At 71.5% G+C, this 26003-nt stretch carries 30 protein-coding genes; 12 read left to right on the top strand and 18 right to left on the bottom strand.

Annotated features, from left to right (window positions below; translation table 11 throughout):
- Positions 1 to 4: 4 nt before the first annotated feature.
- The 5 genes from resB to hemL form a co-directional block, all read right to left on the bottom strand.
- Positions 5 to 1714, bottom strand: a complete 1710-nt coding sequence (gene resB, locus BMY61_RS18050) for a cytochrome c biogenesis protein ResB (protein ID WP_042451990.1) — start codon at positions 1712 to 1714, stop codon at positions 5 to 7.
- Positions 1714 to 2460: a cytochrome c biogenesis CcdA family protein gene (locus tag BMY61_RS18045; RefSeq protein ID WP_042451993.1), complete on the bottom strand. Its 747-nt coding sequence runs from the start codon at positions 2458 to 2460 to the stop codon at positions 1714 to 1716. The genes resB and BMY61_RS18045 overlap by 1 nt, the downstream gene beginning before the upstream one ends.
- Complete coding sequence (locus BMY61_RS18040; RefSeq protein ID WP_042451995.1) at positions 2457 to 3050, bottom strand: TlpA family protein disulfide reductase; 594 nt, start codon at positions 3048 to 3050, stop codon at positions 2457 to 2459. Before BMY61_RS18040 ends, BMY61_RS18045 begins: the two co-directional genes overlap by 4 nt.
- 125 nt (positions 3051 to 3175) lie before the next feature.
- Positions 3176 to 3817 (bottom strand): histidine phosphatase family protein, encoded by a 642-nt coding sequence (locus BMY61_RS18035; RefSeq protein ID WP_042452246.1) that lies wholly within the window; start codon positions 3815 to 3817, stop codon positions 3176 to 3178.
- 44 nt (positions 3818 to 3861) lie between these two features.
- A complete protein-coding gene (hemL, locus tag BMY61_RS18030; protein ID WP_236656223.1) occupies positions 3862 to 5226 on the bottom strand; it encodes a glutamate-1-semialdehyde 2,1-aminomutase in 1365 nt (454 codons plus the stop codon).
- A 173-nt stretch (positions 5227 to 5399) separates the two neighbouring features.
- Here hemL and BMY61_RS18025 point away from each other — a divergent pair, with 173 nt between their 5' ends.
- Positions 5400 to 6047, top strand: coding sequence for a hypothetical protein (locus tag BMY61_RS18025; RefSeq protein ID WP_425314695.1), 648 nt, complete (start codon positions 5400 to 5402; stop codon positions 6045 to 6047).
- 100 nt (positions 6048 to 6147) lie between these two features.
- Here BMY61_RS18025 and BMY61_RS18020 read toward each other — a convergent pair whose 3' ends face one another.
- Positions 6148 to 6858: an alpha/beta fold hydrolase gene (locus BMY61_RS18020; RefSeq protein ID WP_042452000.1), complete on the bottom strand. Its 711-nt coding sequence runs from the start codon at positions 6856 to 6858 to the stop codon at positions 6148 to 6150.
- Between the two features lie 152 nt (positions 6859 to 7010).
- Here BMY61_RS18020 and BMY61_RS18015 point away from each other — a divergent pair, with 152 nt between their 5' ends.
- Positions 7011 to 7832, top strand: coding sequence for a helix-turn-helix domain-containing protein (locus BMY61_RS18015; protein WP_174514524.1), 822 nt, complete (start codon positions 7011 to 7013; stop codon positions 7830 to 7832).
- Here BMY61_RS18015 and BMY61_RS18010 read toward each other — a convergent pair.
- From BMY61_RS18010 to BMY61_RS17975, 8 genes are all read right to left on the bottom strand, one after another.
- Entirely contained in the window at positions 7824 to 8549 is a 726-nt protein-coding gene (locus BMY61_RS18010; protein WP_342342525.1) for an alpha/beta fold hydrolase, read from the bottom strand. The genes BMY61_RS18015 and BMY61_RS18010 overlap by 9 nt on opposite strands.
- Before the next feature lie 410 nt (positions 8550 to 8959).
- A complete protein-coding gene (locus BMY61_RS18005) occupies positions 8960 to 10009 on the bottom strand; it encodes an aldo/keto reductase (protein ID WP_042452002.1) in 1050 nt (349 codons plus the stop codon).
- Positions 10009 to 10485: a MerR family transcriptional regulator gene (locus BMY61_RS18000; RefSeq protein ID WP_201777606.1), complete on the bottom strand. Its 477-nt coding sequence runs from the start codon at positions 10483 to 10485 to the stop codon at positions 10009 to 10011. Before BMY61_RS18000 ends, BMY61_RS18005 begins: the two co-directional genes overlap by 1 nt.
- Positions 10486 to 10544: 59 nt before the next feature.
- On the bottom strand, positions 10545 to 11660 hold the full coding sequence (locus tag BMY61_RS17995) for a MerR family transcriptional regulator (protein WP_042452004.1): 1116 nt from the start codon (positions 11658 to 11660) through the stop codon (positions 10545 to 10547).
- A 61-nt stretch (positions 11661 to 11721) separates the two neighbouring features.
- Positions 11722 to 12996, bottom strand: coding sequence for a hypothetical protein (locus BMY61_RS17990; RefSeq protein WP_042452006.1), 1275 nt, complete (start codon positions 12994 to 12996; stop codon positions 11722 to 11724).
- A complete protein-coding gene (locus BMY61_RS17985; RefSeq protein WP_052438990.1) occupies positions 12993 to 13550 on the bottom strand; it encodes an RNA polymerase sigma factor in 558 nt (185 codons plus the stop codon). Before BMY61_RS17985 ends, BMY61_RS17990 begins: the two co-directional genes overlap by 4 nt.
- Positions 13551 to 13632: 82 nt before the next feature.
- The gene (locus BMY61_RS17980) at positions 13633 to 14424 is read right to left on the bottom strand and encodes a transglycosylase SLT domain-containing protein (protein ID WP_042452008.1); all 792 of its coding nucleotides are present in this window, start codon (positions 14422 to 14424) and stop codon (positions 13633 to 13635) included.
- A gap of 423 nt (positions 14425 to 14847) precedes the next feature.
- The gene (locus BMY61_RS17975; RefSeq protein WP_042452010.1) at positions 14848 to 16152 is read right to left on the bottom strand and encodes a hypothetical protein; all 1305 of its coding nucleotides are present in this window, start codon (positions 16150 to 16152) and stop codon (positions 14848 to 14850) included.
- A 218-nt stretch (positions 16153 to 16370) separates the two neighbouring features.
- Here BMY61_RS17975 and BMY61_RS17970 point away from each other — a divergent pair, with 218 nt between their 5' ends.
- Positions 16371 to 17762: a lipase maturation factor family protein gene (locus BMY61_RS17970; protein ID WP_042452011.1), complete on the top strand. Its 1392-nt coding sequence runs from the start codon at positions 16371 to 16373 to the stop codon at positions 17760 to 17762.
- Between the two features lie 43 nt (positions 17763 to 17805).
- Here the strand turns inward: BMY61_RS17970 and BMY61_RS17965 are convergent, their stop codons facing one another.
- Positions 17806 to 18630 (bottom strand): MerR family transcriptional regulator, encoded by an 825-nt coding sequence (locus tag BMY61_RS17965; protein WP_042452014.1) that lies wholly within the window; start codon positions 18628 to 18630, stop codon positions 17806 to 17808.
- 187 nt (positions 18631 to 18817) lie between these two features.
- Here BMY61_RS17965 and BMY61_RS17960 point away from each other — a divergent pair, with 187 nt between their 5' ends.
- Positions 18818 to 20560: a carbohydrate binding domain-containing protein gene (locus BMY61_RS17960; protein ID WP_042452017.1), complete on the top strand. Its 1743-nt coding sequence runs from the start codon at positions 18818 to 18820 to the stop codon at positions 20558 to 20560.
- A 9-nt stretch (positions 20561 to 20569) separates the two neighbouring features.
- Here the strand turns inward: BMY61_RS17960 and BMY61_RS17955 are convergent, their stop codons facing one another.
- Positions 20570 to 21082 (bottom strand): hypothetical protein, encoded by a 513-nt coding sequence (locus BMY61_RS17955; protein ID WP_052438991.1) that lies wholly within the window; start codon positions 21080 to 21082, stop codon positions 20570 to 20572.
- Positions 21083 to 21299: 217 nt separating this feature from the next.
- Here BMY61_RS17955 and BMY61_RS17950 point away from each other — a divergent pair, with 217 nt between their 5' ends.
- Complete coding sequence (locus BMY61_RS17950) at positions 21300 to 21641, top strand: chaplin (protein ID WP_075003957.1); 342 nt, start codon at positions 21300 to 21302, stop codon at positions 21639 to 21641.
- 123 nt (positions 21642 to 21764) lie between these two features.
- On the opposite strand, the gene BMY61_RS17945 is transcribed toward BMY61_RS17950, so the two are convergent.
- The gene (locus tag BMY61_RS17945; protein WP_042452020.1) at positions 21765 to 22010 is read right to left on the bottom strand and encodes a chaplin; all 246 of its coding nucleotides are present in this window, start codon (positions 22008 to 22010) and stop codon (positions 21765 to 21767) included.
- A 336-nt stretch (positions 22011 to 22346) separates the two neighbouring features.
- Between BMY61_RS17945 and BMY61_RS17940 the strand changes: the two genes are divergently transcribed.
- From BMY61_RS17940 to BMY61_RS17925, 4 genes are all read left to right on the top strand, one after another.
- Positions 22347 to 22589, top strand: coding sequence for a chaplin (locus BMY61_RS17940; RefSeq protein WP_042452022.1), 243 nt, complete (start codon positions 22347 to 22349; stop codon positions 22587 to 22589).
- An 89-nt stretch (positions 22590 to 22678) separates the two neighbouring features.
- Positions 22679 to 22918 (top strand): chaplin, encoded by a 240-nt coding sequence (locus BMY61_RS17935; RefSeq protein ID WP_042452025.1) that lies wholly within the window; start codon positions 22679 to 22681, stop codon positions 22916 to 22918.
- Positions 22919 to 22986: 68 nt separating this feature from the next.
- Entirely contained in the window at positions 22987 to 23235 is a 249-nt protein-coding gene (locus BMY61_RS17930; RefSeq protein ID WP_042452028.1) for a chaplin, read from the top strand.
- A gap of 133 nt (positions 23236 to 23368) precedes the next feature.
- Positions 23369 to 23752, top strand: a complete 384-nt coding sequence (locus BMY61_RS17925; RefSeq protein ID WP_042452030.1) for a hypothetical protein — start codon at positions 23369 to 23371, stop codon at positions 23750 to 23752.
- 97 nt (positions 23753 to 23849) lie between these two features.
- On the opposite strand, the gene BMY61_RS17920 is transcribed toward BMY61_RS17925, so the two are convergent.
- Positions 23850 to 24539 carry a hypothetical protein gene (locus tag BMY61_RS17920; RefSeq protein WP_042452034.1) on the bottom strand — a complete coding sequence of 230 codons (690 nt, stop codon included), beginning with the start codon at positions 24537 to 24539 and terminating at the stop codon, positions 23850 to 23852.
- 267 nt (positions 24540 to 24806) lie between these two features.
- Here BMY61_RS17920 and BMY61_RS17915 point away from each other — a divergent pair, with 267 nt between their 5' ends.
- The 3 genes from BMY61_RS17915 to BMY61_RS17905 all read left to right on the top strand — a co-directional run bounded on the left by BMY61_RS17915 (position 24807) and on the right by BMY61_RS17905 (position 25958).
- The gene (locus tag BMY61_RS17915) at positions 24807 to 25145 is read left to right on the top strand and encodes a rodlet layer protein (protein ID WP_075003956.1); all 339 of its coding nucleotides are present in this window, start codon (positions 24807 to 24809) and stop codon (positions 25143 to 25145) included.
- A 64-nt stretch (positions 25146 to 25209) separates the two neighbouring features.
- Positions 25210 to 25548, top strand: coding sequence for a hypothetical protein (locus BMY61_RS17910; protein ID WP_042452038.1), 339 nt, complete (start codon positions 25210 to 25212; stop codon positions 25546 to 25548).
- A gap of 68 nt (positions 25549 to 25616) precedes the next feature.
- Entirely contained in the window at positions 25617 to 25958 is a 342-nt protein-coding gene (locus BMY61_RS17905) for a hypothetical protein (protein WP_042452044.1), read from the top strand.
- Positions 25959 to 26003: the final 45 nt, after the last annotated feature.

The raw sequence follows: 26003 nt of genomic DNA, 5'->3' as shown, positions 1-26003 counted from the left end.
ACGTTCACTCCTTCTCGGCTGCGGGGGCAGCTGCGGGCACAGCAGCGGGGGCGTCGGCTGCGGGGTCGTCGGCGTCCGGCTGGTCGGCGGGCGCGGTGTCCTGGAGATCCAGGGCGAGTTCGGCGAGTTCCTCGGCGATCCGCGCCGACTCGCTGCGGGCCAGGCCCGCGATCTCGACGGTGGTGATGCCGTCGGGGCCGGCCACGGCGCGGACCCAGATCCGGCGGCGCTGCACGAACAGCGATCCGATCAGGCCGAGCACGGCCATCACGGAACTGATCAGCGCCCAGCCGGTGCCGGGGTTGTGCGCGACGGTGAAGTTGGCCCACTGCTGGATGCCGGTGAAGATGACCGTGCCGCCGCTGGGCAGCTTCAGTTCCTCGTTCGGCACCATCGGGACGGACAGGCTCTTCTTCCCGTCCTTGTCCGTGAAGACGTACTGCGTCATGTGCTTGGTGTCGAGCTCGTAGATGCTCTGCGGAGCACCCGAGTTGTTGCCCAGGTCACCGTGGTACGCCGCGAGGTAGATCACCGGGTCGGCCAGGTCGGGGAAGACCGAGTGCGGGCCGAGCTTCATCACCGAGGAGTCGGTCGCGGCGGTCGGCGTGAAGATGCCGGACATGCCGATCTGGTAGGCGTTGCCGTCCTTGTCGACGTAGCCGTCGTTGACCTTGATGGCACAGGTCGAGGTGATGTTCGCGTCCTGCGGCAGGCACGGGGTGGGGCCGTTGAAGACCACGTTGCCCTTGGCGTCGGTGACCTGGAAGACCGGTGCGTAGCCGTGCGCGGTCAGGTAGACGTTGCTGCCGTCGATCGCGAGGGGGTGGTTGACCTGGATGTCCCCCTTCTTGGCCTTGGACGGGTCGCTGCCGGTCCAGTAGGAGACGTTGGCCTGGAAGGTGCGGGCGGTGCCGATCTGGGTGCCGGTGGTCTGGTAGGTCGCGTCGAAGCTGTCGAGCTTGAAGCCGAACGCGTCCAGACTGTCGGCGGTGTAGAAGGTGCTCGGCATGAAGTCGTCGTACATGGCGACGTTGTTGCTGAACGCCTTGCCCTCGATGACGAGGACGGTGCCCATCCCGCCGAAGAGCTTGCCGACCGCGAAAGCGATCAGCATGCCGAAGAGGGAGATGTGGAAGAGCAGGTTGCCGACCTCGCGCAGGTAGCCCTTCTCCGAGGTGATCGCGTCACCGCTGCGGGCGACCCGGAACCGGCGGCGGCGCAGCAGCGCCTCGGCGGCGGTGAGGGTCTTCTCGGCGTCGGTGCCGCCGGAGCGCCAGGAGGCGTAGACGGGCAGCCGGATCAGGTGCTTGGGCGCGGTTGGCGGCTGCGCGCGCAGCACGCCGACGAACTGCCAGGTGCGCGGGATGATGCAGCCGGCCAGCGAGATGAAGAGCAGCAGGTAGATCGCGGAGAACCAGAACGAGCTGTAGACGTGGAACAGTCCGAGCTTCTGGTAGATCGGCGCGAGGGTGCTGTGCCGGGAGACGAAGTCGGCGACCTTGGTCGGCGACGCGGCCGTCTGCGGCACCAGCGAGCCGGGGATGGCCGCGAGGGAGAGCAGGAACAGCAGGATCAGCGCGGTGCGCATGGAGGTGAGCTGGCGCCAGGCCCAGCGCAACCAGCCGAGCAGGCCGATGCCGACGTCCCCGCCGCCCTCGTTGTCCTCCGTGGGCGCGGAGCTCAGCCGCTCGGCGGCGTCGAGGTCGGTCGTCATCAGATACCCACCGAGGTGATCGGGAACCAGTACTTCAACTGCGTGGTGACCTGGTCCCACGCTCCGGTGACCAGCAGCAGACCGACCAGGACGAGCATGCCGCCGCCGATCCGCATGACCCACTGGTTGTTGCGCTTGATCCAGCCGAACGCGGCGAGCGTCCGGCGGAAGGCGAGCGCGGCCAGGATGAAGGGAAGGCCGAGGCCGAGGCAGTAGGCGAGGGACAGGATCGCCCCGCGCCCGGCGCTGGCCTCGTTGAAGGACAGCGACTGCACCGCCGCGAGCGTCGGCCCGACGCACGGCGTCCACCCGATCGCGAAGACCACACCCAGCAGGGGCGCGCCGACCAGACCGACCACGGGCTTGCGATGGCTGCGAACTTCGCGCTGGGTGAAGCCGGGCATCAGGCCCATGAAGGCCAGGCCCATGAGGATCACCAGCACGCCGGCGATCCGGCTGATGAGCTTCTGGTGCAGTTCGAGGTCGTTGCCGACGTTGCCGAAGAGGGCACCGAAGGAGACGAACACCGCCGTGAAGCCGAGAACGAAGAGCAGCGCACCGAGCGCCATCCGGCCGCGGCGGCCACCCTCGGCGTCGGCGAGGTCCGCGGCCGAGAACCCCGTCACGTAGGAGAGGTAGCCGGGGACGAGCGGCAGGACGCAGGGCGAGAAGAACGAGACCAGCCCGGCCAGCAGCGCGATCGGGAACGCGAGCAGCAGCGCTCCGCTCGTGACCGTCCCGGTCACGACTTCTCCGCGATCACCGGGTCGACGAGCTTGGCGAGCTGGTCGCTGGTCAGCGGCTCCAGCGCGCGCACCGCGATCCGGCCCTGGCGGTCCAGGATCAGCGTGGAGGGGATGGCCTGCGGGTTGAGGCTGCCGGCCGGGAACTGCAGCAGCAGCGAGCCGTCCTCGTCGTAGAAGCTCGGGTAGGTCAGGCCGTGGGTCTTGACGAACTGCTGGGCCTGGTCGATCTGGGTGTCGCGGGTGTTGATGCCGACGAACTCGACGCCCTTGGCCTGGTCGGCCTTGTAGACGGTCTCGAAGTCGCCCGCCTCGGCGCGGCACGGGCCGCACCAGGAGCCCCAGACGTTGAGCACGACGACCTTGCCGCGGTAGGAGGCGAGGTCGATGCCCTTGCCGTCGAGATCCTTGCCGGTGAGGTTGATCGCGGCGCCGCGCTGGCCCGCCGGGACGGACTGGGCGAGCCCGGTGCCGGCGACGAAGCCGGTGTCGCTCCCGCCGCCGGTCTCCGCGGCGTTGGTGCCGCTGCAGGCGGAGAGCATGAGAACGCCGCTCAGGGCGGCGAGTGCGAGCAGAGAGCGGCGGCGCGTCATGCGAAAAGTTTCGCATGCTTGTTTAGGCCGATTTCACGACCCCCACGAAAACGCCGCAGCAGGCCCTTGACCTGCCACGACGCTTCGTGTAGTGGATATTTAATTGATCTTTATGCCCCGAATGCTCATGCCCCGAACGACTTGTTGGTCAGCGGGCCCTTCTTGCCGGTGAGGTGCGCGGGCAGCAGGTCCCGGGCCGGCTCGCTGTAGCCGATCGAGACGATCTTGTCGCCCTCGTAGGTGAACGAGGTGAGGCTCGCCAGCGAGCACTGGCGCCGGCGCGGGTCGTGCCACAGGCGGCGGTGCTCCGCGAAGCAGCGGGTGACCCAGATCGGCAGCTGGTGGCTGACGCAGACGGCCTCGTGGCCACGCGCGGCGTCCCGGGCGGCGCCGAGCGCGCCCATCATCCGCACGACCTGCTCGATGTACGGCTCGCCCCAGGACGGCTTGAACGGGTTGGTCAGGTACTTCCAGTGGGACGGGTTGCTGAGCGCGCCGTCGCCGACCCCGAAGGTCTTGCCCTCGAAGATGTTGGCGGCCTCGATCAGGCGCTCGTCCTTCTCGACCGGAATCCCGTGCGCGGCGGCGATCGGCGCGGCCGTCTCCTGGGCGCGGTCCAGCGGGGAGGCCACGACGTGGGTGATGTCACGTCCGGCCAGGTGGTCGGCGACCCGGTCGGCCATCTTCCGGCCCAGCTCGGAGAGGTGGTAGTCGGGCAGCCGCCCGTAGAGGATGCCCTCCGGGTTGTGCACCTCGCCGTGCCGCATCAGGTGGACGACGGTGATGTCGCTCTTGCTCACGTGTTCAGCTCCTACGCGGTGGCTTCGGCGGCGGCGCGGGCCGCGGCCGGCAGGGCGGCGGCGATGCGCTCCAGCGCGCGCTCGTCGTGCGCGGAGGAGACGAACCACGACTCGAAGGCCGAGGGCGGCAGGTAGACGCCCTGGCTGAGCATGGCATGGAAGAACGCGGTGAAGCGGAACGACTCCTGGCCGCGCGCCTCGTCGTAGTTGGTCACCGGCTTGTCGGTGAAGAAGACCGAGAACATGTTCCCGGCGGTCTGCAGCCGGTGGGCGACGCCCTCCTTGTGCAACGCCTCGGTGACCAGCGCGCCGACCTCGGCGGCGACCTGGTCCACCGTCGCGTAGACGGCGTCCGTGCAGGCGCGCAGCTGGGCGAGGCCCGCGGCGGTGGCGACCGGGTTACCGGAGAGGGTGCCCGCCTGGTAGACCGGGCCGGCCGGGGCCAGGTGGGCCATCACGTCGGCGCGACCGCCGAAGGCCGCGGCGGGGAAGCCGCCGCCCATGACCTTGCCGAAGGTCATCAGGTCCGGCTTGACGTCCGCGGACCACCCTTCGTTCACGGATTCGAAGCCGTACCAGCCGGCCTTCGAGACGCGGAAGCCCGTCATCACCTCGTCGGAGACGAACAGCGCGCCGTTCTCGCGGCAGAGCTCGAGCAGGCCCTTGTTGAAGCCGGGCAGCGGCGGGACGACGCCCATGTTGCCGGGGGACGCCTCGGTGATCACACAGGCGATCTCGCCGGGGTGCGCGGCGAAGGCCGCGCGGACGGCGTCGAGGTCGTTGTAGGGCAGCACGATCGTGTCGCCGGCCTGGGCGCCGGTGACGCCGGGGGTGTCCGGCAGCGCGAAGGTGGCCAGGCCCGAGCCGGCGGCGGCCAGCAGCGCGTCGACGTGACCGTGGTAACACCCGGCGAACTTCACGACCTTGGCCCGGTTGGTGAATCCGCGGGCGAGCCGGATCGCGGACATCGTCGCCTCGGTCCCGGAGGAGACCAGGCGGACCTGCTCGACCGGTGCGATACGCGCCACAATCTCCTCGGCCAGCTCGACCTCGCCCTGACCGGGCGTGCCGAACGAGGTGCCACGGGAGACACCGTCCTGAACTGCGGCGATGACCTCGGGGTGGGCGTGGCCGAGGATCATCGGCCCCCAGCTGCAGACCAGGTCGACGTACTCGCGACCGTCGGCGTCGGTCAGCCACGGCCCTTGGCCTGAGACCATGAAGCGGGGTGTGCCGCCGACGGCCTTGAAGGCGCGGACGGGAGAGTTCACTCCGCCGGGCGTGACGACGGACGCGCGTTCGAACAACGCCTGGGAGACGGGTGCCTCGTACGGGTACGGACTGCCGATGGTGTGCTTGCTCACGGGATCGCTCACGGGAACATGGTCTCAAATCGCCGTCGTTTCAAAATCGCAGCCTTCGACACGGCATGTCCGCGCCGATCATCTGGGACGATGATCGGGCCATGCGGCGCGTGAGTGTGCCTGTCCTGCGGAGGTGCGCGGCGGCCTGTTGGCAAATCGACGACGGACGGTAAGGATGGTCCGGGGTGTCCGAGCAGCGTGAGGACTCCGACTGTGGCGCGGAGCGTGTCGACGACGGCTGCGTCGACAGGCCGGGCCGCGCTGCGCGCCGTGCGCGCGGGTTCGACGGGACGACGTCGCGACGGCGCGACGGAGGTGGAGGTGCTGGCCGCGTGGGGGTGACCTACAAGTACTTCGGCGCACCCGACCGCGCCACGGCCGCCCGCGTTCCCACCGCCCTGGGCCGCGACGGCCTCGGCCTCGAGGCCGGCGACCTGGCCACCCTGGGCCGCCTCGGCGAGCTCTTCGGCCTCGACGGCGGCACCGAGGAGTCCATCAGCGGGAGCCTCTCCACCAAGATCAAGCCGGAGACCGTCAGCGCGATGGTCCTCACCGGCATCCGGGGCATGCCCCTGAACGAGGTACCCCCGCTCGAGCTGGTGGTCCTCCACCCGGACTACGCCGTCGTCCAACTCCCTCAGTCGGTGGTCGAACCGCTGCTCAAGGCGGACGAGGCGGAGCTCGGCACGGCGGCCTTCATCTGGTCCACCGTCCCCGACCGCCGCGGGCCGCGGGACGCGTTCGTGATCTACCAGATGCTGCACGAGTGGCAGGACTTCGCGAACCGGCTGCACGACGCGGGACACCAGCTGTACTGCCTGATGTGGCCCTGAGCCGGGGATCGGGGGGGGCACGGGCCGGTGGCGAAGGCCCCGCGCTCAGCCGCCTGGCCCGCCTGGCCGAGGTCTCTGACCAGGTGGACTTGACGCCCTCTCAGATGCGCGCCGCACGTCCCTGCGTCGACGCATCCGCGACGGATTCGCCGAGCAGGAGCGCGGCGACCGCCTCCGGGTCCTCACGCATGGCGTTGTGGACGGTCGGGAGCTCATGGACCTGCCACCCCGGATCGGCTTGGAGCCGACTGCGGAGGTCGGCGAACGGCGTCCGGTCCTCCCACCCTGAGCAGTAGACGAACTCCCGACGCGGCACCTGGGCGAAAGCGCCGGTGAGCCGGATCGCCTGCAGGAGCGAGGCGAGGGGATGGGGCCGCCGGCGGGGGTCGCCGCCGATCGGCGGCTGGACGGCGTGACCGGTGCGCGCCGCACCGGCGACGAACGCCGCCCGGTACCCCTCGCTCGTCGACGACCAGCACGACTCGCCGTCGCGCGGCACGTAGGCGTCGAGATGCACCAGCCGGGAGACCCGGCCGCCGGAGCGGTCGGCGGCGGCCGCAATCACCATCCCGCCGTAGCTGTGGCCGACCAGCGTCGCGTCGGTGATGCGGGCGCGATCGAGCAGCTGCAACACATCGTCGGCGTGCGTGTCGAGGTTGGTGGTCGCGACCGTCGCATCGTCGTCCTCGGGCCGCAGGCCGGTCAGGGTCAGGGCGTGAACGGTGTGTCCGGCGCGTTCCAGCAGCGGAACCACCGCCTCAAAGGCCCAGGCGCCGTGCCAGGCACCGGGCACGAGAATGAATGCAGCCATGCGTTCCCCCTGCTCCCTCAGTCCGGGCCACCGAGGCATGCTGCCCCGATGAGCTGCGGTGCGGCCGGCCGCGCTGCGCCACCGGCGACCGCTCCACACGAGGAAGTCTCACCGGACCGGAGTGTGGCGTGCCACCGTTAGGATGCCAACTGATGCCCGTTCGCCGCCAACCTTCTCGGACCGCCGGTGTGACCTCGCACGTGTGGCCTTCCGGCGGGCGCCACCTGTGGCCTTCCGGCGAGGCGAGCGCGACGCAGTCGCACCCGCGCGGACACCTGGTCTACGCGGCCAGCGGCGTCCTGGCGGTTCACACCGAGCGCGGCACGTCGATCGTTCCGGCCAACCGAGTCGCCTGGACCCCCGCCGGGTTCACGCACCACCACCGCGCCCACGGCGACACCGACATGCGCATCGTCTTTCTCGCACCGTCCCTCGCCCGGCTCGTACCGGACCACCCCGCCGTGTTCCTGGCCTCCGGCCTCGCCCGCGAGGTCCTGCTCGCCCTGACCGGCCCCCACAACGACGACAACGCCGCGCCTGGCTACAGCCGCTCCGCGCGCGCTCGCCTGCTGCGGGTTCTCGTGGACGAACTCCGCGAAGCAGACGAACAGCCGCTGCACCTGCCCGAGCCTCAGGACGACCGACTCCAGGCCCTTGCCCGCCTGCTGCACGAGAACCCCGCAGACAACGCCACGCTGGCCGAACTCGGGACGATGATCGGGGCCAGCACCCGCACCCTCAGTCGGCTGTTCCGCAACGAACTCGGCATGACCTTCTACGAGTGGCGCACGCAACTGCGCATCCACCGCGCGCTCGTGCTCCTCGCCGACGGCCACGACACCATTCGAACCGCCTACGCCTGCGGCTGGGCCAACCCGAGCAGTTTCATCGCCGCGTTCACCGACGTCGTCGGAACGACCCCGGGCCGCTACCGGGTCAGGCAGGCCGGGGCCCATGGCGCGGATTCAGAGTGACTCCAGAAAATCACGGACGACGTCGATGAACCCGGCAGGGTCGGTCGCATGAACGGTATGGCCGGTCGGGAGCTCAACCAAGCGCGTTCCGGGGCGACGTCGCACCATCGCCGTGGCCTCGGCTGATCCGAGGATGTCACTCTTGGTGCCCCGGACGAGCAGGGCCGGACAGTCGGTGGCCAGCCAGTCGCTCCAGTGGTCGCCGACCTGTTGGCCCCCGGAGCGGACCATGTCCTCCGGGCTGAACGCCAAGCCCCACCCGTCAGGGAACTCACGTACGGCACCCATGAGGTAGCGAGCCGAGTCACCGAGCCGTTCGATCAGACCGGATCGCGTCGCCACCCGCCGCGGCCAGGCAAGACAGAACGAGAGGTCGTGATCCAGTTCGACCCCGATGTCCTCGATGATCAGGGCCTCAACGCGATGTGGTCGGCGAGCGGCGAGCTGATAGGCGTTCACACCCCCCAGCGAATGGCCGAGCACGACGACCGGGCCGACGCCGAGATGATCCAGCAACCTCAGTGCATCGTCGACGTAGCCCTCGCGGGAGTAGTCGTCCGTCCGGTCCGAGAATCCGTGCCCGCGCTGGTCCAGCGCGATCACCCGCCAGTCGGACGGCAACTCCTCGGCCAGGCGGGTAAACGTGCGGCCTTCGTCGAAGTGGCCGTGCAAGGCGAGCAGCACACGCCCCGAGCCTCCGAAGTCGAGGAACGACAAGCGCCTCCCATCCACATCCAGGCAGGCTCTCGACGGCTCAGCGGGGGCCTCACCCGATATCCGTAGGGTCATGGGAACAGCATGCTCGCGGGCACTGACAGGCAAGGTCAGCGGCTGCCAGGGCGGCAACATTCGAGACCCGTCTCGCGCGGATGCGCGATGACGCGTCGACCCAGCCCGAGGTCGCCCGGAAGACGCGGCTCACCCCCATCGGGCCACGCGGCCCGCCGATCCGCACACCATGGTGCCGCGGCGGCCGGGGCCGGGACAGGTCTCGACGCCTCCGCAGAACGGCGACTGCAAGCAGATCAACGGCATCCTGGTCTGCGGGACCACGAAGACCGGGTCGCCGTCGCCGCGTCCCTGACGCACGCCTGGCGTGCCTGACGGGGCGTCCGCGCCCGCACCGCTCAGCGGCGGTGCGGGGGGCGGCGGCGCAGGTCGGGGTCGGCGAGGGCGGGGCGGGTGTGGTCGGCGTCGGCCGGGTTGAGGGTGGTGCCCGGCGGGACGATGGCGTCGATGCGGTCGAGGACGTCGTCGTCGAGGCGCAGGTCGGCCGCCGCGAGTTGGTCGGTGAGGTGGGCCTCGGTGCGGGGGCCGAGGATCACCGAGGTGACCGCCGGATGGGTCGCCGCGAAGGCGAGGGCCAGGTGGGTGAGCGGGACGCCCGCCTCGTCCGCCACGGTCGCCAACTCCTCGACGGCGTCGAGCTTGCGCCGGTTGCCGGGGAGGTCGAGGTCGAACTTGTGCGAGACCACGCGGCGGAACGGCGTCATCTCGATCTCCTGGCCGTGCCGGAACTTCCCGGTCAGCCAGCCGCTGTTGAGCGGACTCCAGGTGAGCACCCCGAGCCCGTGCTTCTGGGCGGTCGGCAGCACGTCCGCCTCGATGCCGCGGACGAAGACGGAGTACGGGGGCTGCTCGGTGTGGAAGGGGACGTGGTGGCGCCGGTCGGCGACCCACTGGGCCTCGACGAGCTGCTCGGCGGGGAAGCCGGAGGTGCCGATCGCCATGATCTTGCCCGCTCGGACCAGGTCGGACAGCACCGAGAGCGTCTCGTCGATGTCGGTCGCGGGGTCGGGCCGGTGCACCTGGTAGAGGTCGATACGGTCGGTGCCGAGTCGGCGCAGGCTGTCCTCGACCGCGCGGGTCAGCCAACGGCGGGAGTTTCCCCGGAGGTTGGGGTCGCCGTCCTTGCCGAGGCGGAGCGGGAAGTGCCCCTTGGTCGCGAGCACGACCTCGTCGCGACGTCCCCGGATCGCCTTGCCGACGATCTCCTCGGACTCACCGGAGGAGTACTGGTCGGCCGTGTCCACGAGGTTGATGCCCGCGTCGAGGGCCGTGTGGATCATCCGGGCGGCGGCGTCGTGGTCGGGGTTGCCCCACGCACCGAAGTGCAGCGTGCCGAGGGCGAACTTGCTGACGGAGATGCCGGTGCGGCCGAGCGGGCGGTGTTGCATCAGAACTCCACGGTGTCGAGGTCGGCGTCGGTGACAGTCGAGGGTGCGCCGTTGCAGTCCAAGCCCTGGGCGATGAGCTGGCGATAGAGCGCGACCTTCTCGTCCAGCACGGCCAGGTCGCCCTGCAGCTCCGCCAGTTGGGCCACGATCCGGTCGCGGTGCGCGGCCAGCATCGCGAGGCGCTCGGGGTGGGTGGACGGGCCCTCGCCCAGCAGCCGGCTGAACTGTCGGACCTCCTTCGTCGGCATCCCCGTACGCCGCAGCCGCACCAGCATCTGCAGCAGGCGGACATGCCGCGCGGTGTAGCGGCGGCGCCGGTTCGGGTCCCGCTCCACGCGGGGGAAGAGTCCCTCGCGCTCGTACCAGCGCAGGGTGTCCACGCTCAGGCCGGTCGTCTCGGCCACCTCGGATATGCCCAGAGTCGCCGTGGTCGCCGTGGTCGCCGTAGTAGCCGCAGTAGCAGTCGTCGCTGTCACGGGGACGACGCTAGGTGCTGGAGTCCACTCCAGCACAAGCCCGGACGGACCCGACCGCCTCAGGCGACGATGAGGCGCAGGCCCAGCTCGGCGGCGTCGAGGGCGAGGAGGTCGCGGTTGCGTTCGGCCCAGCGGCCGGAGTCGAGGTCCTCGTGGAGCAGGGAGACGGCGCGCTGTTCGGCCTCCGGGCCGACCCTGGTCCACACCGAGACCGCGCGGCGGACGGCCTCGTCCAGGTAGGCCTCGGGGCGGCGCCAGTAGGCCTCGAAGAAGCCGTCGGCGCAGTCCCACGGGACGAGGACCGGCTCCGCGCGGCCGCCGACGGCCTGGGCCAGGTCGGCGAGGGAGGGCCAGTCGACGAGGAGCTCGGCGAACTCCGGCAGGTAGTCGCGGCTGAGCCAGAAGCGGTCGAGCCAGCCGGGGGTGCCGGCGTCATAGGTGAGCACCACCACGCGGCGGGCCACGCGTCGCAGTTCGCGCAGCCCGGCGGCCGGGTCGGGCCAGTGGTGGACGGTGCTGACGGCCATCGCCGCGTCGAAGGACCGGTCCGCGAACGGGAGGCTGCCCGCCGAGGCGGCCACGCACGGCGCGGCGCCCGCCGGGCGCAGGGCCCGCATCACGGCCGACGGCTCCACCGCGGTGACCTCGCGGTCCGGGGGCTCGTAGGAGCCGGTGCCCGCGCCTACGTTGAGCACGGTGCGGGCGTCGCCGAGAGCGTCCCGGATACGCGCGGCGATCCGCGGGTCGGTGCGCCGCGTCGCCGGGTAGGCGGATCCGATGGTGTCGTACAACTGCGCTCCGAACACTTTGAGTTGCTCCTCCGGCGTCGAGGTGATCCCCATGGCCCGGGCCTTGAGCTCCCGGTCGATGGCCGCTGCCAGGGCGTCGGCGCGGTCGCGCTGCTCCAGCATCAGGCCACGCAGTCGGCGCAGGTGCGCGACCGCGTCGGTGGCCGGGTCGTCGACGAGATCGGCGATCTCGCGCAGTCCGAAGCCCAGCCGTCGGTAGCCGAGCACCTCGCGCAGCCGCTCCACGTCGGCCGCCGAGTAGGCCCGGTAGCCGACGGCGGTCCGCGCGGACGGCCGCACGAGGCCGATCCGGTCGTAGTGATGCAGCGTCCGGACGCTGACACCGGCCAGCTCGGCGGCGCGCCCCACGGTCAGGTGCTGTTCCACGTGCCCGAGTCTCCGCCATGACGCTGCGTCATGGTCAAGCAACGCCATGGCGGACGGTGGATCAGGTGCCCGACCCCCAGGTGGGGCTCTCGGCGATGGCGGTGAGCTGGTCGATCGTGAGCACCGGGGTGGCGCGGCTGCGCGGGCCGTCCAGGCCGACGCTGTTGAGGGCGACCACGACGATCTCGGTGTTGCCGCGCTGCACGGCGACCCAGTACTGCTCGGTTCCCCCGCCACCCTGGCCGGGGACCTGCTTGGAGCCGAGCCAGGATCCGTCGGACAGGCGGGTCGCGTTCGGGTAGCCCTGCTGGACGGTGGGCCCGCCGATGCTCTCCCACCCGTAGACGCTGCCCTTGCCCTGGGCGTCGGTCAGCACCATGGTGTTGCCCATCATCGGGTTCTCCGCGCCCTTGGCCCCGGAGATGGCGAAGCCGGACGGGATGAGGCGGTAGAAGATCGCACCGATGCCGTCCGGGCCGAACGGGGTGTCGACGTTGTTGCTCTGGCCGCCGCTGCGGGGGATCGCGTCCAGCTGGGGGTTCCAGAGCGGGCTGGTCACCATCCGCTGGAGCTGGGCGGCGTCGAACGGGGGCTCGGCGCGGGTGGGGGTGTAGCCCTTGTCGCCGGGCGCGTTCTCCTCCTGGATCACCACCCGGGCCCCGTCGGGGGCCGCGTAGGTCGCGGTCCAGAGGGCGCTGGAGTTCCCCTCGGCGGGCATCTGCTCGATGCCGACCACGCCGCCGCCGGTCAGGTGCACCACCTGGCACTTGCTCCCGAACGGCACACCGGGCTGGGCCTTGCAGGCGTACGGGAACACGGTGGTGTCGGGCTTGCTCCAACGGCTGAGGTCGGCCCAGACCGCGGACACCCCGTGACCGTCGTCGTACAGCCCCGAGACTCCGGGCTCGAACAGACCACTGCCGAGCGGGGTCGCGGATCCCTTGTCGTGCAGGCCCACACCAGCGAGGACGGTGAGCTTGCCCGACACCGCGGACGCCAGGACGTGCCGGAAGATCGCGGCCACCTGCTGCGCCTCCGGGTCGAGCTTCTGCGGGGTGGGCAGCGGCAGGCTGCCCTGCGCGCCACCCGACGGGAGGGGCGCGACGGGGCTGGGCGGCGCGGCGGGCACGACGCTGCTGCCCGCGCCGCCCGAGACCAGGCCGGGCAGTAGCCAGCCGCCGGCGACGACGAGGGCCACGGCGACGCCGGAGGCGAGCGCGCGGCGGGTGCGGCGGCGGCGCCGGATCCGGTCGCCGATGTGGTGCAGGTCGACCTGGTGCGGCCCCGCGAGCTCGGCGAGTTCCCGCAGTCCGTCCCCGATGGGTTGCTCGTTCACCGGTTCCCTCCCGTGCTGACGTGTGCGGGGCCCTCGAGACCGGACCAGCCGGCCGACATGCGGGCGGACAGACGGGCCGACAGGCGGGAGGAGGCGTCGCTGAGGTGCCGCTTGACGGTGCCCTCACTCAACCGCATCCGGTGCGCCACCTGGGCCACCGTCAGGTCCTCGTAGAACCGCAGGACGACGCAGACGCGTTGGCGCGGCGTCAGCGTGTCGAGCGCGGCGAGCAGGTCCAGGCGCCGGTCGGCGCCCTCGCCGTGGTCCGGCACCACCTCGGCCTGCGGACCGCCGCTCAGGCGCGGCAGCAGCAGGCGCAGCCGCTGCGCGCGGCGGTACTGGTCGAGGTAGCGGTTGAGCATGGTCCGGCGGACGTACCCCTCCACGTCCCGGACCGTCCAGCCACCCTTCGGATGGGTGAAGACGCGGACCAGCGCGTCCTGGAACAGATCGGCTCCCTCACTGCGGTTGCCGCAGAGCAGGAACCCGTATCGGTTCAGTTCTGTGCCGCGGGCTTCCACCAGCTCCGCGAGCAGTTCGGACCACTCGGCCACTCGTCCCTCCCTTGCCCCTACATCACCTCACACGAACGAGCGAGGGAAAGGGTTGGGGGGTGTTCGGGGGTGTTCCTGCGGGTCAGTAGCCCTGCTTGCCGTAGGCGACGGTCTCGAAGGAGCCGTAGCGGTCGTTGGCGTAGCGGACGCCCGCGATGATGTTGTCGACCGGGTTGAGGATGTCCTTGTGGCCGGGCAGGGAGTAGGAGGCGAAGGTCGGCTTGATGGTCTGGATCAGGCCGTAGGTGCCGCCGTAGAGGGCCTGGTTGCCGTCCCAGTGGTTCTCGGCCTTCGGGTTGCCGGAGGACTCCGTCAGCGCGCGGGCGTGGATGGAGGCGGCGGAGGGGACCTTGTCGCCGTGGGCGGCGAGGATGTCGCGGGCCTGGGCGATCCAGCCGTCGAGGTTGTTCGCGTAGGTCTTCTCGGCGGGCTTGGCGGACGCGGCGGCCTTCTTCGCCTCGGCCTGCTTCTTCTCCTCGGCCTGCTTCGCCTCGGCAGCCTGCTTCGCCTCGGCAGCCTTCTTGTCCTCGGCGGCCTTCTTCTCCTCGGCGGCCTTGGCTCCGCCCAGCAGCTTGCTGACGTCGACCTGGGCGGCCTGGTCCGCAGCGGGCTTCGCCGTGGTCGGCAGCTTGCTCAGCTCGACCGGAGCGGACTCGGTGGCCTTGGCGGCCTCGGCCGGCTTCGCCCCGGCCAGCAGCGCGCTCACCTGGGCGGCGTCCTGGGCCGGTATTCGGTCGGCCACCGTGGTCATGTGCGTGGCTGCCTCGGCGGGCGTCGCGTGCTGGCCGGCGAGCACGGCGGAGGCGGCGACACAGGACGCCATCAGGACGCCGGCGCCGAGGCGGGTACGGGTACGCGGAAGGTCGAGACGCATGTCACTCCAGAAGTCATGGCGGCAGCAGGCTGCCCGCCCGGGAACAGGGCGGGCGGGCAGCAGGGAGCCGCTCGGGGCGCTGGTGGCTTCTCGACGCACCCGGCGCACACACGCGCTGCGGGCTCACGGGTCGAGGCGTTCGCGGGGCTGATCCGCCGGGCGGCGCTGGGTTGCTGCCGCTTTCCGCTGAACGATTTCCACGTTCACACGACGTCGGCGGCCGGGGCAAGGACCTTCGGCCCCAAGTGGTCCAAACCACAGCAGAGAAGGGCATCCCGTACAGACCACTCAACTCGGTCGGGAATACCCCGAATCGGCTCTACAGAGCCTCCGACCCGCCGCCGTGGCTCCGCCCGCGGGGACGGGCGCGAGCGGGGTGCGGTGAGCCCCGTCACGCCCCTCCCCGGCGACCGCCGGAAGCGGTCAGAGCTGCGCGGCGGTGACCGGGGTCACGCCGGGGGTCTCGGAGGGGGTCTCGGAGGGGGTCTCGGAGGGGGTCTCGGAGGGGGCCGGCACCGGCCTGCGACGGGTGAGCACGGCACGCGGCACCAGGACGGCCAGGAGCAGCAGCGCGCCGCAGCCGAAGAGCCCCCGGGCGCCGGACGGGGCCGCGAGCAGCAGGCCCGCCAGACCGGAGCCGCCGGCCACACCGAGGTTGTAGGCGGTGTTGACCCAGGCGCCGCCCTCGGTGCGGGCACCGGCCGGGACCAGCTCCTCGACCAGCAGGTAGGCGGTGATCAGGGCGCAGTCCGCGGCCGCGCCGCCCAGGAAGAGACCCACGGCGGCCCCGCCGGGAACGAAGAGCAGCGCGGACAGCGCCTGGCAGGCCGCGGCCCCGACGGCCAGCAGCGTCAGCCGCCGCTGCGCCGGACCGCGCCAGGCGCGGCGACCGTAGCCGAGGCCGCCCAGGACGCCGCCGACGGAGCAGAGCGCCAGCAGCGGGCCCGCCACGCCCGCGCCCCAGGCTGCGACGGCCGCCAGCTCCGCCAGCGCCAGCGAGGCCCCGACGGCGAGGACGGCGAGCAGGACGGAGGCGAAGGCGCCCGAACGCAGTGGCACGCGCGCGGGGCCCGTGCCGTCGGCGGCGGGTGCCGGCACCGGCGGTGCGGGCAGGTGGCGGAAGACGGCCGCCAGGGTCAGGAAGCCCGCGCCGAAGCAGGCCGCGGCCAGGCCCAGCACGGCCGCTCCCGGCAGGGCCGCGAGCAGCGCGCCGGCCAGGGCCGGGCCGAGCGCGAAGACCGTCGACTCGCAGGCGGCGTCCAGGCTGAGCGCGGCCTGCCGCTGGGCGTCGTCCCGGGTGAGCACCGACCAGCGGGCGCGGACCAGGGGCCCGACGGGCGGGGCGAGCAGGCCCGCGACGGGCGCGAGCAGGTCCGCGACCCATCCGGTGTGGGCGGCGGACAGCAGTGCGACGGTGCCGAGCAGCGCGGCGAACCCCGCCGCGAACCAGGGCAGCGTCGCCGGTCGGCGCTCCGCGAGCCGCGCCCTGTAGGGGCCGAGAACCGCGGTGACCAGCGAGAACGCTCCCACGGCGGTGCCGGCGAGGGCATAGGAGGCAGAGCCGTGGGCGCCGTGGGTGCCGGACGCGTCGCACAGGGCGAGCAGCAGCGGCAGCGGCAGCAGGCCGTAGGGAAGCCGGGCCAGGGCGCCGGCGAGCAGGAGGCCGCGGGCATGCGGCAGGGCGAGGACGGCGCGCAGCGAGGCGCCGCCCTTGGCGGGGCGGGACATGGGAGCTCTCCAGGCAGGAAAAGGGAAAGGGCGCACTGCGGGACGACGAGGCGCGCACGCGTCTGTCAGCGATCAGCGACGCGGCGTCGGCGCTCGGTCTAGTGCGGCCCGGAGAGATGCATGGAACGGACGTTAGCACGGCGCCCGATGACCCTGCATCAGGAATGCCCGGCGGCGTCGGTGAGCGCGCGGGCGGTGATCGGGTGCATGGTGAAGCCATGCGGTGGTTGGACGCGTCCGGTGACTGGCTGGGCAGGCTGCTGTTCCAGCGGGCCCTGGCGGGCGTCTACCTGGTCGGCTTCCTGACCGCCGCGCGGCAGGGTCGGGCCCTGCTGGGCGAGCACGGGCTGACGCCGATCCCCCGCTTCCTGGCGCGGCGGCGCTTCCGGGAGGCGCCGTCACTGTTCCACTGGCGCTACTCGGACCGCCTCTTCGCCGCCGTCGCCTGGACGGGCTGCGCGCTGGCGGCGGCGGTGGCCGCCGGGGCGGCGGACAGGGTGCCACTGGGTGCGGGGATGGCGCTGTGGGCGCTGCTGTGGGGGCTGTACCTGTCGATCGTCAACGTCGGGCAGACCTGGTACTCCTTCGGTTGGGAGTCGCTGCTGCTGGAGACGGGCGCGCTCGCGGTGTTCCTCGGCAACGACCGCGTCGCCCCGCCGGTCACCACGCTGCTGCTGATCCGCTGGCTGCTGTTCCGGGTCGAGGTCGGCGCCGGGCTGATCAAGCTGCGCGGCGACCGCTGCTGGCGCGAGCTGACCTGCCTGTACTACCACCACGAGACGCAGCCCATGCCGGGCCCGTTCAGCTGGTGGTTCCACCGCCTGCCGCGCCCGCTGCACCGGGTAGAGGCCGGCGCCAACCACGTCGTGCAGCTGGGCGCGCCGGTGGCGCTGTTCCTGCCGCAGCCGGGGGCGACGGTGGCGGCCGGGCTGATCGTGGTGACGCAGCTGTGGCTGGTGCTGTCCGGCAACTTCGCCTGGCTGAACTGGCTGACGATCACGCTGGCGCTGAGTGCGGTGAGCAACGGGACGCGACCCGGCCACCCGCCGACGCCGGTCTGGTTCGCGGTCCTGGTCCTCGCCTACGCCGTGCTGGTGCTGGTGCTCAGCTACCGCCCCGCGCGGAACCTGCTCTCCTCGCGGCAGCTGATGAACGCGTCCTTCGACTCGCTGCACCTGGTGAACACCTACGGGGCGTTCGGCAGCGTGACGCGGCTACGGCACGAGGTGGAGCTGGAGGGCAGCGCGGACGGCGAGACCTGGCTCGCGTACGGGTTCAAGGGCAAGCCCGGCCCACTGCGGCGCCGGCCGCGGCAGTTCGCGCCCTACCACCTGCGCCTGGACTGGCTGATGTGGTTCGCCGCGCTCAACCCGGGCTACGCGCGTGGGTGGTTGACGCCGCTGCTGCGCAAACTGCTGGACGGGGACCGCGCGACGCTGCGGCTGCTGCGCCGCGACGGCAACCCGTTCCCGGACGTGCCCCCCGCGCACGTCCGGGCCACGTTGTACCGCTACCGCTTCACCACCCGGGAGGAGCGGCGTGCCACGGGCGCCTGGTGGCACCGGGAGCCGGTCGGCCCCTACCACCGGACGCTGTCGCGGCACCGCTAGTGCCGTGGCCACGGCACCAGGTGCGTTGACCGCAGGGAGGTGGCTACCGCAGCGGCCACTGGATCTCGGTCACCCACTCCTCCTGCGGGCCGCAGGACTGGAGGTACAGCTCGCGGCCGAGGCGGTCGGCCTCCTCGCCGGAGGTCTCGATCCAGCGGGCGAGGGTCTGGACCGTGCCGAGGACGCGGTCCATCGAGCCGTGGTGGACGATCGTCGCCGCGCGCTCGACGGCCGGGATCTCGACCACGTCGAGGCCGGGGACGGAACCGGGCTCCACCGACACGGTGATGCCGGCGTGGACGGTGATGCCCTCGCCCAGGGCGCCGTCGCCCTCGGGCTCGTACCAGGCGATGTCGGGGCCGGTCACCGGCACCCCGAGGGTGTCGAGCCGCTCGTGCAGCGCGCGGTAGAGCGGCCCGATCACGGGGCCGATGTGGCGCGGGTCGAAGCTGCGGGCCAGGCCGGTGGCGACGGCCACGCGCGCGGCGGCCAGGGACTTGAGGACGACCTCGTCGGTGGGCATGAGCCCCTCCCTCTCGATGGTCCGGAGCCTCGTCTCGACCTGGGCCAGGCGGGCCGTCGCCAGGGCGACGGACTCGGCCAGCTCGGCCTGCCGCAGGCGCAGCATGCCGCGCAGCTCCTCCGTCCCGACCTTCGCGTCCAGGACCTCGCCGACCTGTTCGAGGCTGAAGCCGAGGTCCTTGAGGGCGATGACGCGGTTGAGTCGGGACAGCTGGGCGGCCTCGTAGTACCGGTAGCCGGTCCACGGGTCGACGCGGGCAGGGCGCAGCAGGCCCAGTGTGTCGTAGTGCCGCAGCATGCGGATCGACACCTGGCCCAGGCGGGCGAAGTCTCCGATGGTGAACATGACTCCTCCAGTGACAGGTCTCCCACTGTGTCAGGGTCAAGCGGCGACGGGTGAGCGGGGCGCGGCAGGTCACAGCAATTGGCAACACTCTTAACTGTTAACAGTCTTGACAGTTATATGGTCCAGACCAATCATTGGCGGGGTCCAGACACGTTTCACGCACCACTCCACCCCACGGGAGTCCTGCATGAGATCAGTCCGTGCCCTGCTCAGTACCGCGCTGCTCGGCGCGGGCCTGGCCGTCTTCGCCGCCCCCACGGCACACGCGGCAGGCACCGCGCTCCCCGCCCACGTCTTCTCGCCCTACTTCGAGGCGTACAGCAGCGACGACCCGGCGACGCTCGCGTCCGCCTCGGGCAACAAGTACCTGAGCATGGCCTTCCTGCAAGCCGCCACCAAGGGCTCGTGCACCGCCTACTGGAACGGCTCCACCAGTCAGCCGATCAGCTCCGCCACGTTCGGCAGCTCGATCTCCTCGATCCAGGCGGGCGGCGGCGACGTCGTCCCGTCCTTCGGCGGCTACACCGCCGACAACGGCGGCACCGAGATCGCCGACAGCTGCACCAACGTGAACTCCATCGCCGCGGCGTACGAGTCGGTGATCACCACCTACAACGTGACCCGGATCGACCTCGACACCGAGGACAACTCGCTGACGAACACCGCCGGGATCGACCGCCGCAACAAGGCGATCGCACAGGTGGAGAGCTGGGCCGCGGCCAACGGCCGCACCGTGCAGTTCTCCTACACGCTGCCGACGACCACGAGCGGCCTCGCCTCCAGCGGGCTGGCGGTGCTGAAGAACGCGGTGACCAACAACGCCCGCGTCGACGTGGTCAACATCATGACCTTCGACTACTACGACGGCGCCACCCACGAGATGGGCACCGACGCGGAGAACGCGGCCACCGGCCTGGAGGGCCAGCTCGCCTCGCTCTACCCGTCCAAGACGGCCGCGCAGCTGTGGAACATGGTCGGCATCACGATGATGCCGGGCATCGACGACTACGGCGCCGCCGAGACCACCACCGTGGCCGACGCCGCCAACGTCGAGAGCTGGGCCACCGGCAAGGGCGTGGCCGAGCTCTCGTTCTGGGCGCTGGAGCGCGACAACGGCGGCTGCCCCGGCACCGGCGGCTCCGACACCTGCTCCGGCATCAGCCAGAACACCTGGGACTTCAGCCACGCCATGGAGCCGTTCACCAGCGGTGGCGGCGGGCAGACCCAGAACGACTTCTCGCTGAGCCTCAGCCCCGCCTCGGCCTCCGTGGCCCAGGGCGCCTCGGCGACGGCCACCGTCTCCACGGCCGTGACCTCCGGCAGCGCGCAGTCGGTCGCCCTGAGTGCGAGCGGCGCGCCGTCCGGCGTCAGCCTCGCCCTCAGCCCGGCCTCGGTCACCGCCGGCGGCTCCAGCACGCTCACCGCGACCGTCGGCTCCTCCGTCGCCGCCGGGACCTACCCGATCACCGTCACCGGTACGGCGGCCTCCGGCAGCCACAGCGCCACCTACTCGCTCACCGTCACCGGCACGGGCGGCGGGGGCGGGGGCGGCAGCCTGGTCAACGGCGGCTTCGAGACCGGCAGCCTGAGCCCGTGGACCTGCCAGTCCGGCAGCTCCGTCGTGTCCACCCCGGTCCACAGCGGCAGCCACGCGCTCGCCGTGGTGCCGAGCTCGTCCGCGACCGGTGAGTGCGACCAGACCGTCACGCTCCAGCCCAACCACGCCTACACGCTGACCGGCTGGGTCCAGGGCCCGTACGCCTACATCGGCGTGAGCGGCGGCGCGACGGCCAGCATCTGGTCGAGCGGCACCAGCTGGAACCAACTGACGGTGCACTTCACCACCGGCAGCAGCGGCACGGTCACCGTGTACGTGCACGGCTGGTACGGCCAGGGCAACGTCTACGCGGACGACTTCAGCGTCGCCTGACCCGCGCGATCAGTCGGCCAGGACGGGGACGTCGATCCTGACCATCCCCGCGACGCCGAACTGCAGCATCACCGGGACGGTGCCGCCCACCTTCAGGGCGGCACCGTTCGTCAGCACCACCCTCGGACCGTTCGCGGCGCCGAACGAGGCGGTCGAACCCGAGGCGATCAGCACGCCGGCGACCGACAGCGGGTTGGTCGCGGGCGCCCCCTGGAGAGTGGCCCGCTTGCCCTCCACCGCGACGACCGCGAGGTGCTCGGTCACCGGCCCGGCGTTGGTGACCCCCATCTCCAGCTGCGCACCACCCGAGGCACCGAGGTGGACCGCGGCCTTGATGATCTTCAGATCGACATTGCGGCTGGTCACCGAGAAGTCGGTGCCGTCGGCGCCGGTCGAGGACGAGGACTGCGCCGCCCCCGGCAGCTCCCGCTGCACCCCGCCACTGGAGCAGCCGGACAGCGCGAGCGCGGCGGACAGGGCCAGGACGGGAAGCGCGATCGCGGCGCGGGAACGGTGACGCATGGAAGGCATTATCGCCACCGGCCCCCCGCCTCCCCGCGCCCGGGGGTACGCGTCCAACCCGCGTCCACTACGCGTCCGGTACGCGTCCGGACGGGCGACTTGGCGTCGCGCCGCCCGGGAGCGGCTGGAATATAAGCGCACAGTGAAGCTGTGAACACGTAGGGCGACCGGAGCGCGAGCAGGTCCGGCGCCCCCGACCACAGCAAAAGGAGCAAGCATGCGCATGCCCTCTCGGCTGGCAGCCGCCGGGGTCCTCGCGGCGGGCCTGGTGCTCGCCGCCTGCGGGATGGCGAGTGCCGACGCGAACGCCGTCGGTTCCGTCTCCAACTCGCCGGGCTTCCTCTCGGGCAACCTGATCCAGGTGCCGGTGGACGCCGACATCAACCTCTGCGGCAACACCGTCAACGTCGTCGGCGCACTGAACCCGGCCTTCGGCAACCGGTGCAGCAACGGCGAGGAGGTCGGCGACGGAGGCCACACGATGGCCTGGCACCACCACTGGTGGCACCACGACGATGACGACATGGCGGCGCCCGACCAGGACCAGGACTGCGATTGACGGCAGCCCCCTCCCCCGCGAAGGGCGCGACGCGCGCTCGGCCTGACGCGTCGTCACCCCCGATAATACGAATCGGCCCTGCTCCCGAGCATGGAGCAGGGCCGATCCGTGTGCGCGGCCGAATCAGCCGACGTTGGCACCGTGGTTGCCGAAGGCCGGGTTCAGCAGGCCGATCACGTTCACGGAGTCGCCCACCACGTTGACCGGGACGTGGACCGGGACCTGCGCCTCGTTGCCGCTGACCGCACCCGGGGAGTTGGAGGCGTCGCCGCAGGCGTGGGAGCTGGCGAAGGCGGCACCGGTACCGGCGGCGACGACAGCACCGACAGCGGCGGACGCGACCAGGGCGCCCTTCAGGACGTTCGTCATGACTCTCGTTTCCTCACACGAATGGACCGCACCGCCGGACGGGCCGGCCGTGGGGCCCGCGATTACCGAACCGCAGGCAACACGCCCAACGAGGCCATTTCCCGGCCGTCACTTGCCCCTTTCGACATTCACCCGGTCGGTGGATTCGCCCGAACATGCGCCCATTCGAGTGGAGCTGAAGTTGACCCATGTCCTGGCGGACGACGGGTCGTTGGAAAGTCCGGATGAACACGGCGGGCCAACGGCCGCCGCTCCGGGAAGGAGCGTGCGAGGCCGGTCCGGTCCGCCGATCCCGAGATCTTCGATCCACCGATTCTCACGAGAGAGGACACTCCCATGCTGAACACCAAGCGTGGCCTCCTGGTCACCGTGGCCGCCGCCGGTCTGCTCGCCGCCGGTGGCGGCGTCGCCGCCGCCAGCTCCACCGCGCAGGGCACCGCCGCCAACTCCCCGGGCTTCCTGTCCGGCAACCTGATCCAGGTTCCGGTCCACGTCCCGGTCAACGTCTGCGGCAACACCGTCAACGTGATCGCCCTGCTGAACCCCGCGTTCGGCAACCACTGCGTCAACGAGGGCTGATCCTCCCCTCGCAGCAGTGGGGCCCGGCCGCGCACCGCGGCCGGGCCCTTCGTCGAAGCACCCACTTTCATCCCGAAGGAATCCGCATCATGAGCAAGGTCCTCAAGGCCGCCGCCCTCGGCGCCGCCGCCGCTGCCGTCTCCGTCGCCGGCGCGGGCATCGCCGCCGCCGACTCGTCCGCGAACGGCACCGCCGCCAACTCCCCCGGCGCGATCAGCGGCAACGAGATCCAGGTCCCGGTCCACGTCCCGGTCAACGCCTGCGGCCTCTCCGTCAACGTGATCGGCGCCCTGAACCCGGCGTTCGGCAACCACTGCGTCAACAAGTGAGCCGGAGCCCGCTCGGGCTCCCCTCCACCCCTTTTCGGCGTTCCGGTATTCCAGACAGGAGTTTGATCGTGTCCAAGGTCAAGACCATCGCCGCGGTCTCCGCAGCCGCCTCCGCCGGTCTGCTGCTGGGCGCCGCGGGCGCCGCCTCCGCGGACTCCACCGCGAACGGCACCGCGGCCAACTCGCCCGGCTTCATCTCCGGCAACCTGATCCAGGTCCCGGTGCACATCCCGGTCAACCTCTGTGGCAACTCCGTCAACGTGATCGGCGCCCTCAACCCGGCGTTCGGCAACAAGTGCGAGAACGTGCCCTGCTGACCGTCCTGCTGCCCCTCACCCAGCAGGCGGCGCGTCGCCGTCCCCCGTGCCCTGAGCGCGCGGGGGGCTGTGGCGCGCCCCCGACCACCTCGCCTCGACTTGCAGCGCCCCGACTGGATCGAGACCACCACCCATGAACACGTCCCGGGCAGCGGCCCTCGGCACCCTCGTCCTGTCCGTCGCCGGCCTCGTCGCCGCGACGCCCGCCTCCGCGGCCGGCACCGCCGCGACGACCAGCGGCGCGCAGCCGAACGCGGCGCTCCAGCCGATCGCCGCCGGCCCCGCCCTCGCCGGGCTGACCGGCGCCGTGCCGAGCGTGGTGCGCCCCGCGAAGGACTTCCGCCTCGACCCGCTCGCCAACTCCGCGGCCGACCCGCTGAACAACGGCGTCGCCCTCAAGCCCGACCACGGCGCGCCGGTCTCGACGGCACCGGTCACCTCCGGCCTCAGCAACGGCGGCGGCCTCGGCAGCCTGCCGGTCATCGGCGGCGCCGCCGCAGGCCTGCTCCCGGGCTGAGCCGCACAGACCTCCAGCCGCACAGACCTCCAGCCGCACAAGCCTCCGCCGGTCCTGCCTCGACTCCTCCTTCGGCAGGACCGGCGGATTTTTGTCCCTACCCCGCGGCGCCGAGGGCGCCCTTGGCGCTGGCGACCATGTCCTGCACCGGCGCGATGAGGTTGGCGTCCGGGGTGCGCTGGTCGAGCGAGAGCTGTCCGCCGGGCGCGCCCTGCAGCTGCGGCGGGGTGACCTCCGGCTGGAGCCGGGTCAGGTCCAGCTGCGGCAGCTGCGTGTTGGTCGTCGGCGCCTCGTAGGGCAGCGTGTGGGCCGGCATCGAGCGCCCCTCGTACGTCACCGGGTGACCGACGCCGAGCGCGGCGCTGACGGCCTTGAGCGGCGCGGCCGGGACGGCCAGCCGGGTCCCGCCGTCGTGGACGGTGCCGTCGGCGGAGGGCATGGGCGCGGTCAGGCCCAACTGCGGCGTGCGGTCAGTGGAGCCGAGCGAGGGCAGCAGCGGGTCCGGGATCAGGGAGTGCTGGTCGTGACCCTGCACCGGCGGCTGGAGCGGCATGGCGGGGACGCTGCCCGTCAGACCGCTGTCGGAGTGGTGCCCGGTGACGTGCTGCACCAACGTGCCCAGGGGAACGCCGAAGGGCACGTCCATCCGGCCGACGCTCTGCTCCAGCGCCTCCTGCTGCTGCGGCGAGAGCGGCTCCGCCTGGGCGCTGGTCGCGCTCACCGCGGCCAGGACCGGCGCCGCGCAGACGGCCAGGGCGACGGCCGTTCCGCGGAGGGACTTGTTCATGGTGACGCTCATTCCTCTTCTGGGCATGGGTTGGGGGCGATTCAACAGCGTTGCAGGAGTGGAGTTTTCGATATTCCACCCGTACGGAGCAGTGACCCCGCCACATTTCCCTCCGTCGCCCGCGAATTTCCTCCTTGTGAGTGAGTCCCGGTCATGCACGGCAGTTGCCGGATTCCCTCGATCGGAGTCGCAACCCCGACGCCATCACTCTCGTTGGTTTGTGTGCCAGCACGACGGATTGATAGGTGTTCAGAAAGGCGCGCAGCAATGCTCAAGAAGTCCTTTGCCGGTGTCGGAGTCGCAGTGGCCGCTTTCGCGGCGACGGTCACCCCCGCGATGGCCATCGGCAACGCGGACGGCATGGCCAGCTCCGTGGAAGGCCCGGGCGGCACCAACGTCACCGGCACCTGGGGTGACGACAGCCCGAACTTCCACTTCCTGGACAACCCGAACATCTGCCTGCCCGAGATCCACCACGTCCAGGTCGGCCTCGTGCCGGTCCAGGCGGACGTGCCGATCGGCAACCAGCAGCTGCACCAGACCTGCAACGTCGGCCAGGCCACCCAGTCCACGGGTGACGGCGTGGCCTCGCACCTGATCGGCTGACAGCCCGCAGCAGTGCCCGCAGTACCCCCTGACTGATCTGAACCAACTCACCAGGAGAAATCCCGTGATCAAGAAGTCCCTGGCCGCCGCCGGCCTCGCCGCCACCGCGCTCGCCATGTCCACCGGCACCTCCTTCGCCATCGGCGACGGCGACGGCGCGGCCTACTCGACCCAGGGCGCGGGCGGCACCGACGTCACCGGCACCTGGGGCAACGGCAGCCCGAACTTCCACACCGCGGACAACCCGAACGTCTGCCTCCCCGAGGTCCACCACGTCCAGGTCGGCGTCGTGCCGGTCCAGGTCGACGTCCCGGTCCTCAACCAGCAGGGCCACCAGATCTGCAACGTCGGCCAGACCACGCAGACCTTCGGTGACGCTCCGCTGAGCCACCTGATCGGCTGACCTCTCCCGATCGTCCACCGATCGGCGGGTCCCGCCTCACCTCGTCGGAAAGAAACGAGAACCACCCCATGCTGAAGAAGGCTCTCGCCTACGCCGGCGTCGCGGCCGCCGCGATCGCCGCCACGGCGACGCCCGCCTCCGCCATCGGCGACGCGGACGGCTCCGCCGTGTCGACCCAGGGCGCCGGCGGCACCAACGTCACCGGGACGTGGGGCAACGACAGCCCCAACTTCCACTTCCTGGACAACCCGAACATCTGCCTGCCCGAGATCCACCACGTGCAGGTCGGCCTGCTGGTTCCGGTCCAGGTGGATGTCCCGGTCGGCAACCAGCAGCTCCACCAGGTCTGCAACGTCGGCCAGGCCACCCAGTCCACGGGCGACGGCGCGGCCTCGCACCTGATCGGCTGAGCTTTACCCTGACCCTCAAGAGTTCCACGAAGCAGGGCCCGGGAG

The sequence above is a fragment of the Streptacidiphilus jiangxiensis genome (assembly GCF_900109465.1).
In the GTDB taxonomy this organism is placed as follows: Bacteria; Actinomycetota; Actinomycetes; order Streptomycetales; family Streptomycetaceae; genus Streptacidiphilus; species Streptacidiphilus jiangxiensis.
This window is presented reverse-complemented; position numbering and strand designations above follow the sequence as displayed.

Excerpts from the sequence above, each read along its gene's own strand:
- resB (WP_042451990.1), bottom strand. The coding sequence starts at position 1,714 with ATGACGACCGACCTCGACGCCGCCGAGCGGCTGAGCTCCGCGCCCACG.
- BMY61_RS18040 (WP_042451995.1), bottom strand. The coding sequence starts at position 3,050 with ATGACGCGCCGCCGCTCTCTGCTCGCACTCGCCGCCCTGAGCGGCGTT.
- BMY61_RS18035 (WP_042452246.1), bottom strand. The coding sequence starts at position 3,817 with ATGCGGCACGGCGAGGTGCACAACCCGGAGGGCATCCTCTACGGGCGG.
- BMY61_RS18020 (WP_042452000.1), bottom strand. The coding sequence starts at position 6,858 with ATGGCTGCATTCATTCTCGTGCCCGGTGCCTGGCACGGCGCCTGGGCC.
- BMY61_RS18015 (WP_174514524.1), top strand. The coding sequence starts at position 7,011 with ATGCCCGTTCGCCGCCAACCTTCTCGGACCGCCGGTGTGACCTCGCAC.
- BMY61_RS18005 (WP_042452002.1), bottom strand. The coding sequence starts at position 10,009 with ATGCAACACCGCCCGCTCGGCCGCACCGGCATCTCCGTCAGCAAGTTC.
- BMY61_RS17980 (WP_042452008.1), bottom strand. The coding sequence starts at position 14,424 with ATGCGTCTCGACCTTCCGCGTACCCGTACCCGCCTCGGCGCCGGCGTC.
- BMY61_RS17975 (WP_042452010.1), bottom strand. The coding sequence starts at position 16,152 with ATGTCCCGCCCCGCCAAGGGCGGCGCCTCGCTGCGCGCCGTCCTCGCC.
- BMY61_RS17970 (WP_042452011.1), top strand. The coding sequence starts at position 16,371 with ATGCGGTGGTTGGACGCGTCCGGTGACTGGCTGGGCAGGCTGCTGTTC.
- BMY61_RS17965 (WP_042452014.1), bottom strand. The coding sequence starts at position 18,630 with ATGTTCACCATCGGAGACTTCGCCCGCCTGGGCCAGGTGTCGATCCGC.
- BMY61_RS17960 (WP_042452017.1), top strand. The coding sequence starts at position 18,818 with ATGAGATCAGTCCGTGCCCTGCTCAGTACCGCGCTGCTCGGCGCGGGC.
- BMY61_RS17955 (WP_052438991.1), bottom strand. The coding sequence starts at position 21,082 with ATGCGTCACCGTTCCCGCGCCGCGATCGCGCTTCCCGTCCTGGCCCTG.
- BMY61_RS17950 (WP_075003957.1), top strand. The coding sequence starts at position 21,300 with ATGCGCATGCCCTCTCGGCTGGCAGCCGCCGGGGTCCTCGCGGCGGGC.
- BMY61_RS17945 (WP_042452020.1), bottom strand. The coding sequence starts at position 22,010 with ATGACGAACGTCCTGAAGGGCGCCCTGGTCGCGTCCGCCGCTGTCGGT.
- BMY61_RS17940 (WP_042452022.1), top strand. The coding sequence starts at position 22,347 with ATGCTGAACACCAAGCGTGGCCTCCTGGTCACCGTGGCCGCCGCCGGT.
- BMY61_RS17935 (WP_042452025.1), top strand. The coding sequence starts at position 22,679 with ATGAGCAAGGTCCTCAAGGCCGCCGCCCTCGGCGCCGCCGCCGCTGCC.
- BMY61_RS17925 (WP_042452030.1), top strand. The coding sequence starts at position 23,369 with ATGAACACGTCCCGGGCAGCGGCCCTCGGCACCCTCGTCCTGTCCGTC.
- BMY61_RS17920 (WP_042452034.1), bottom strand. The coding sequence starts at position 24,539 with ATGAACAAGTCCCTCCGCGGAACGGCCGTCGCCCTGGCCGTCTGCGCG.
- BMY61_RS17915 (WP_075003956.1), top strand. The coding sequence starts at position 24,807 with ATGCTCAAGAAGTCCTTTGCCGGTGTCGGAGTCGCAGTGGCCGCTTTC.
- BMY61_RS17905 (WP_042452044.1), top strand. The coding sequence starts at position 25,617 with ATGCTGAAGAAGGCTCTCGCCTACGCCGGCGTCGCGGCCGCCGCGATC.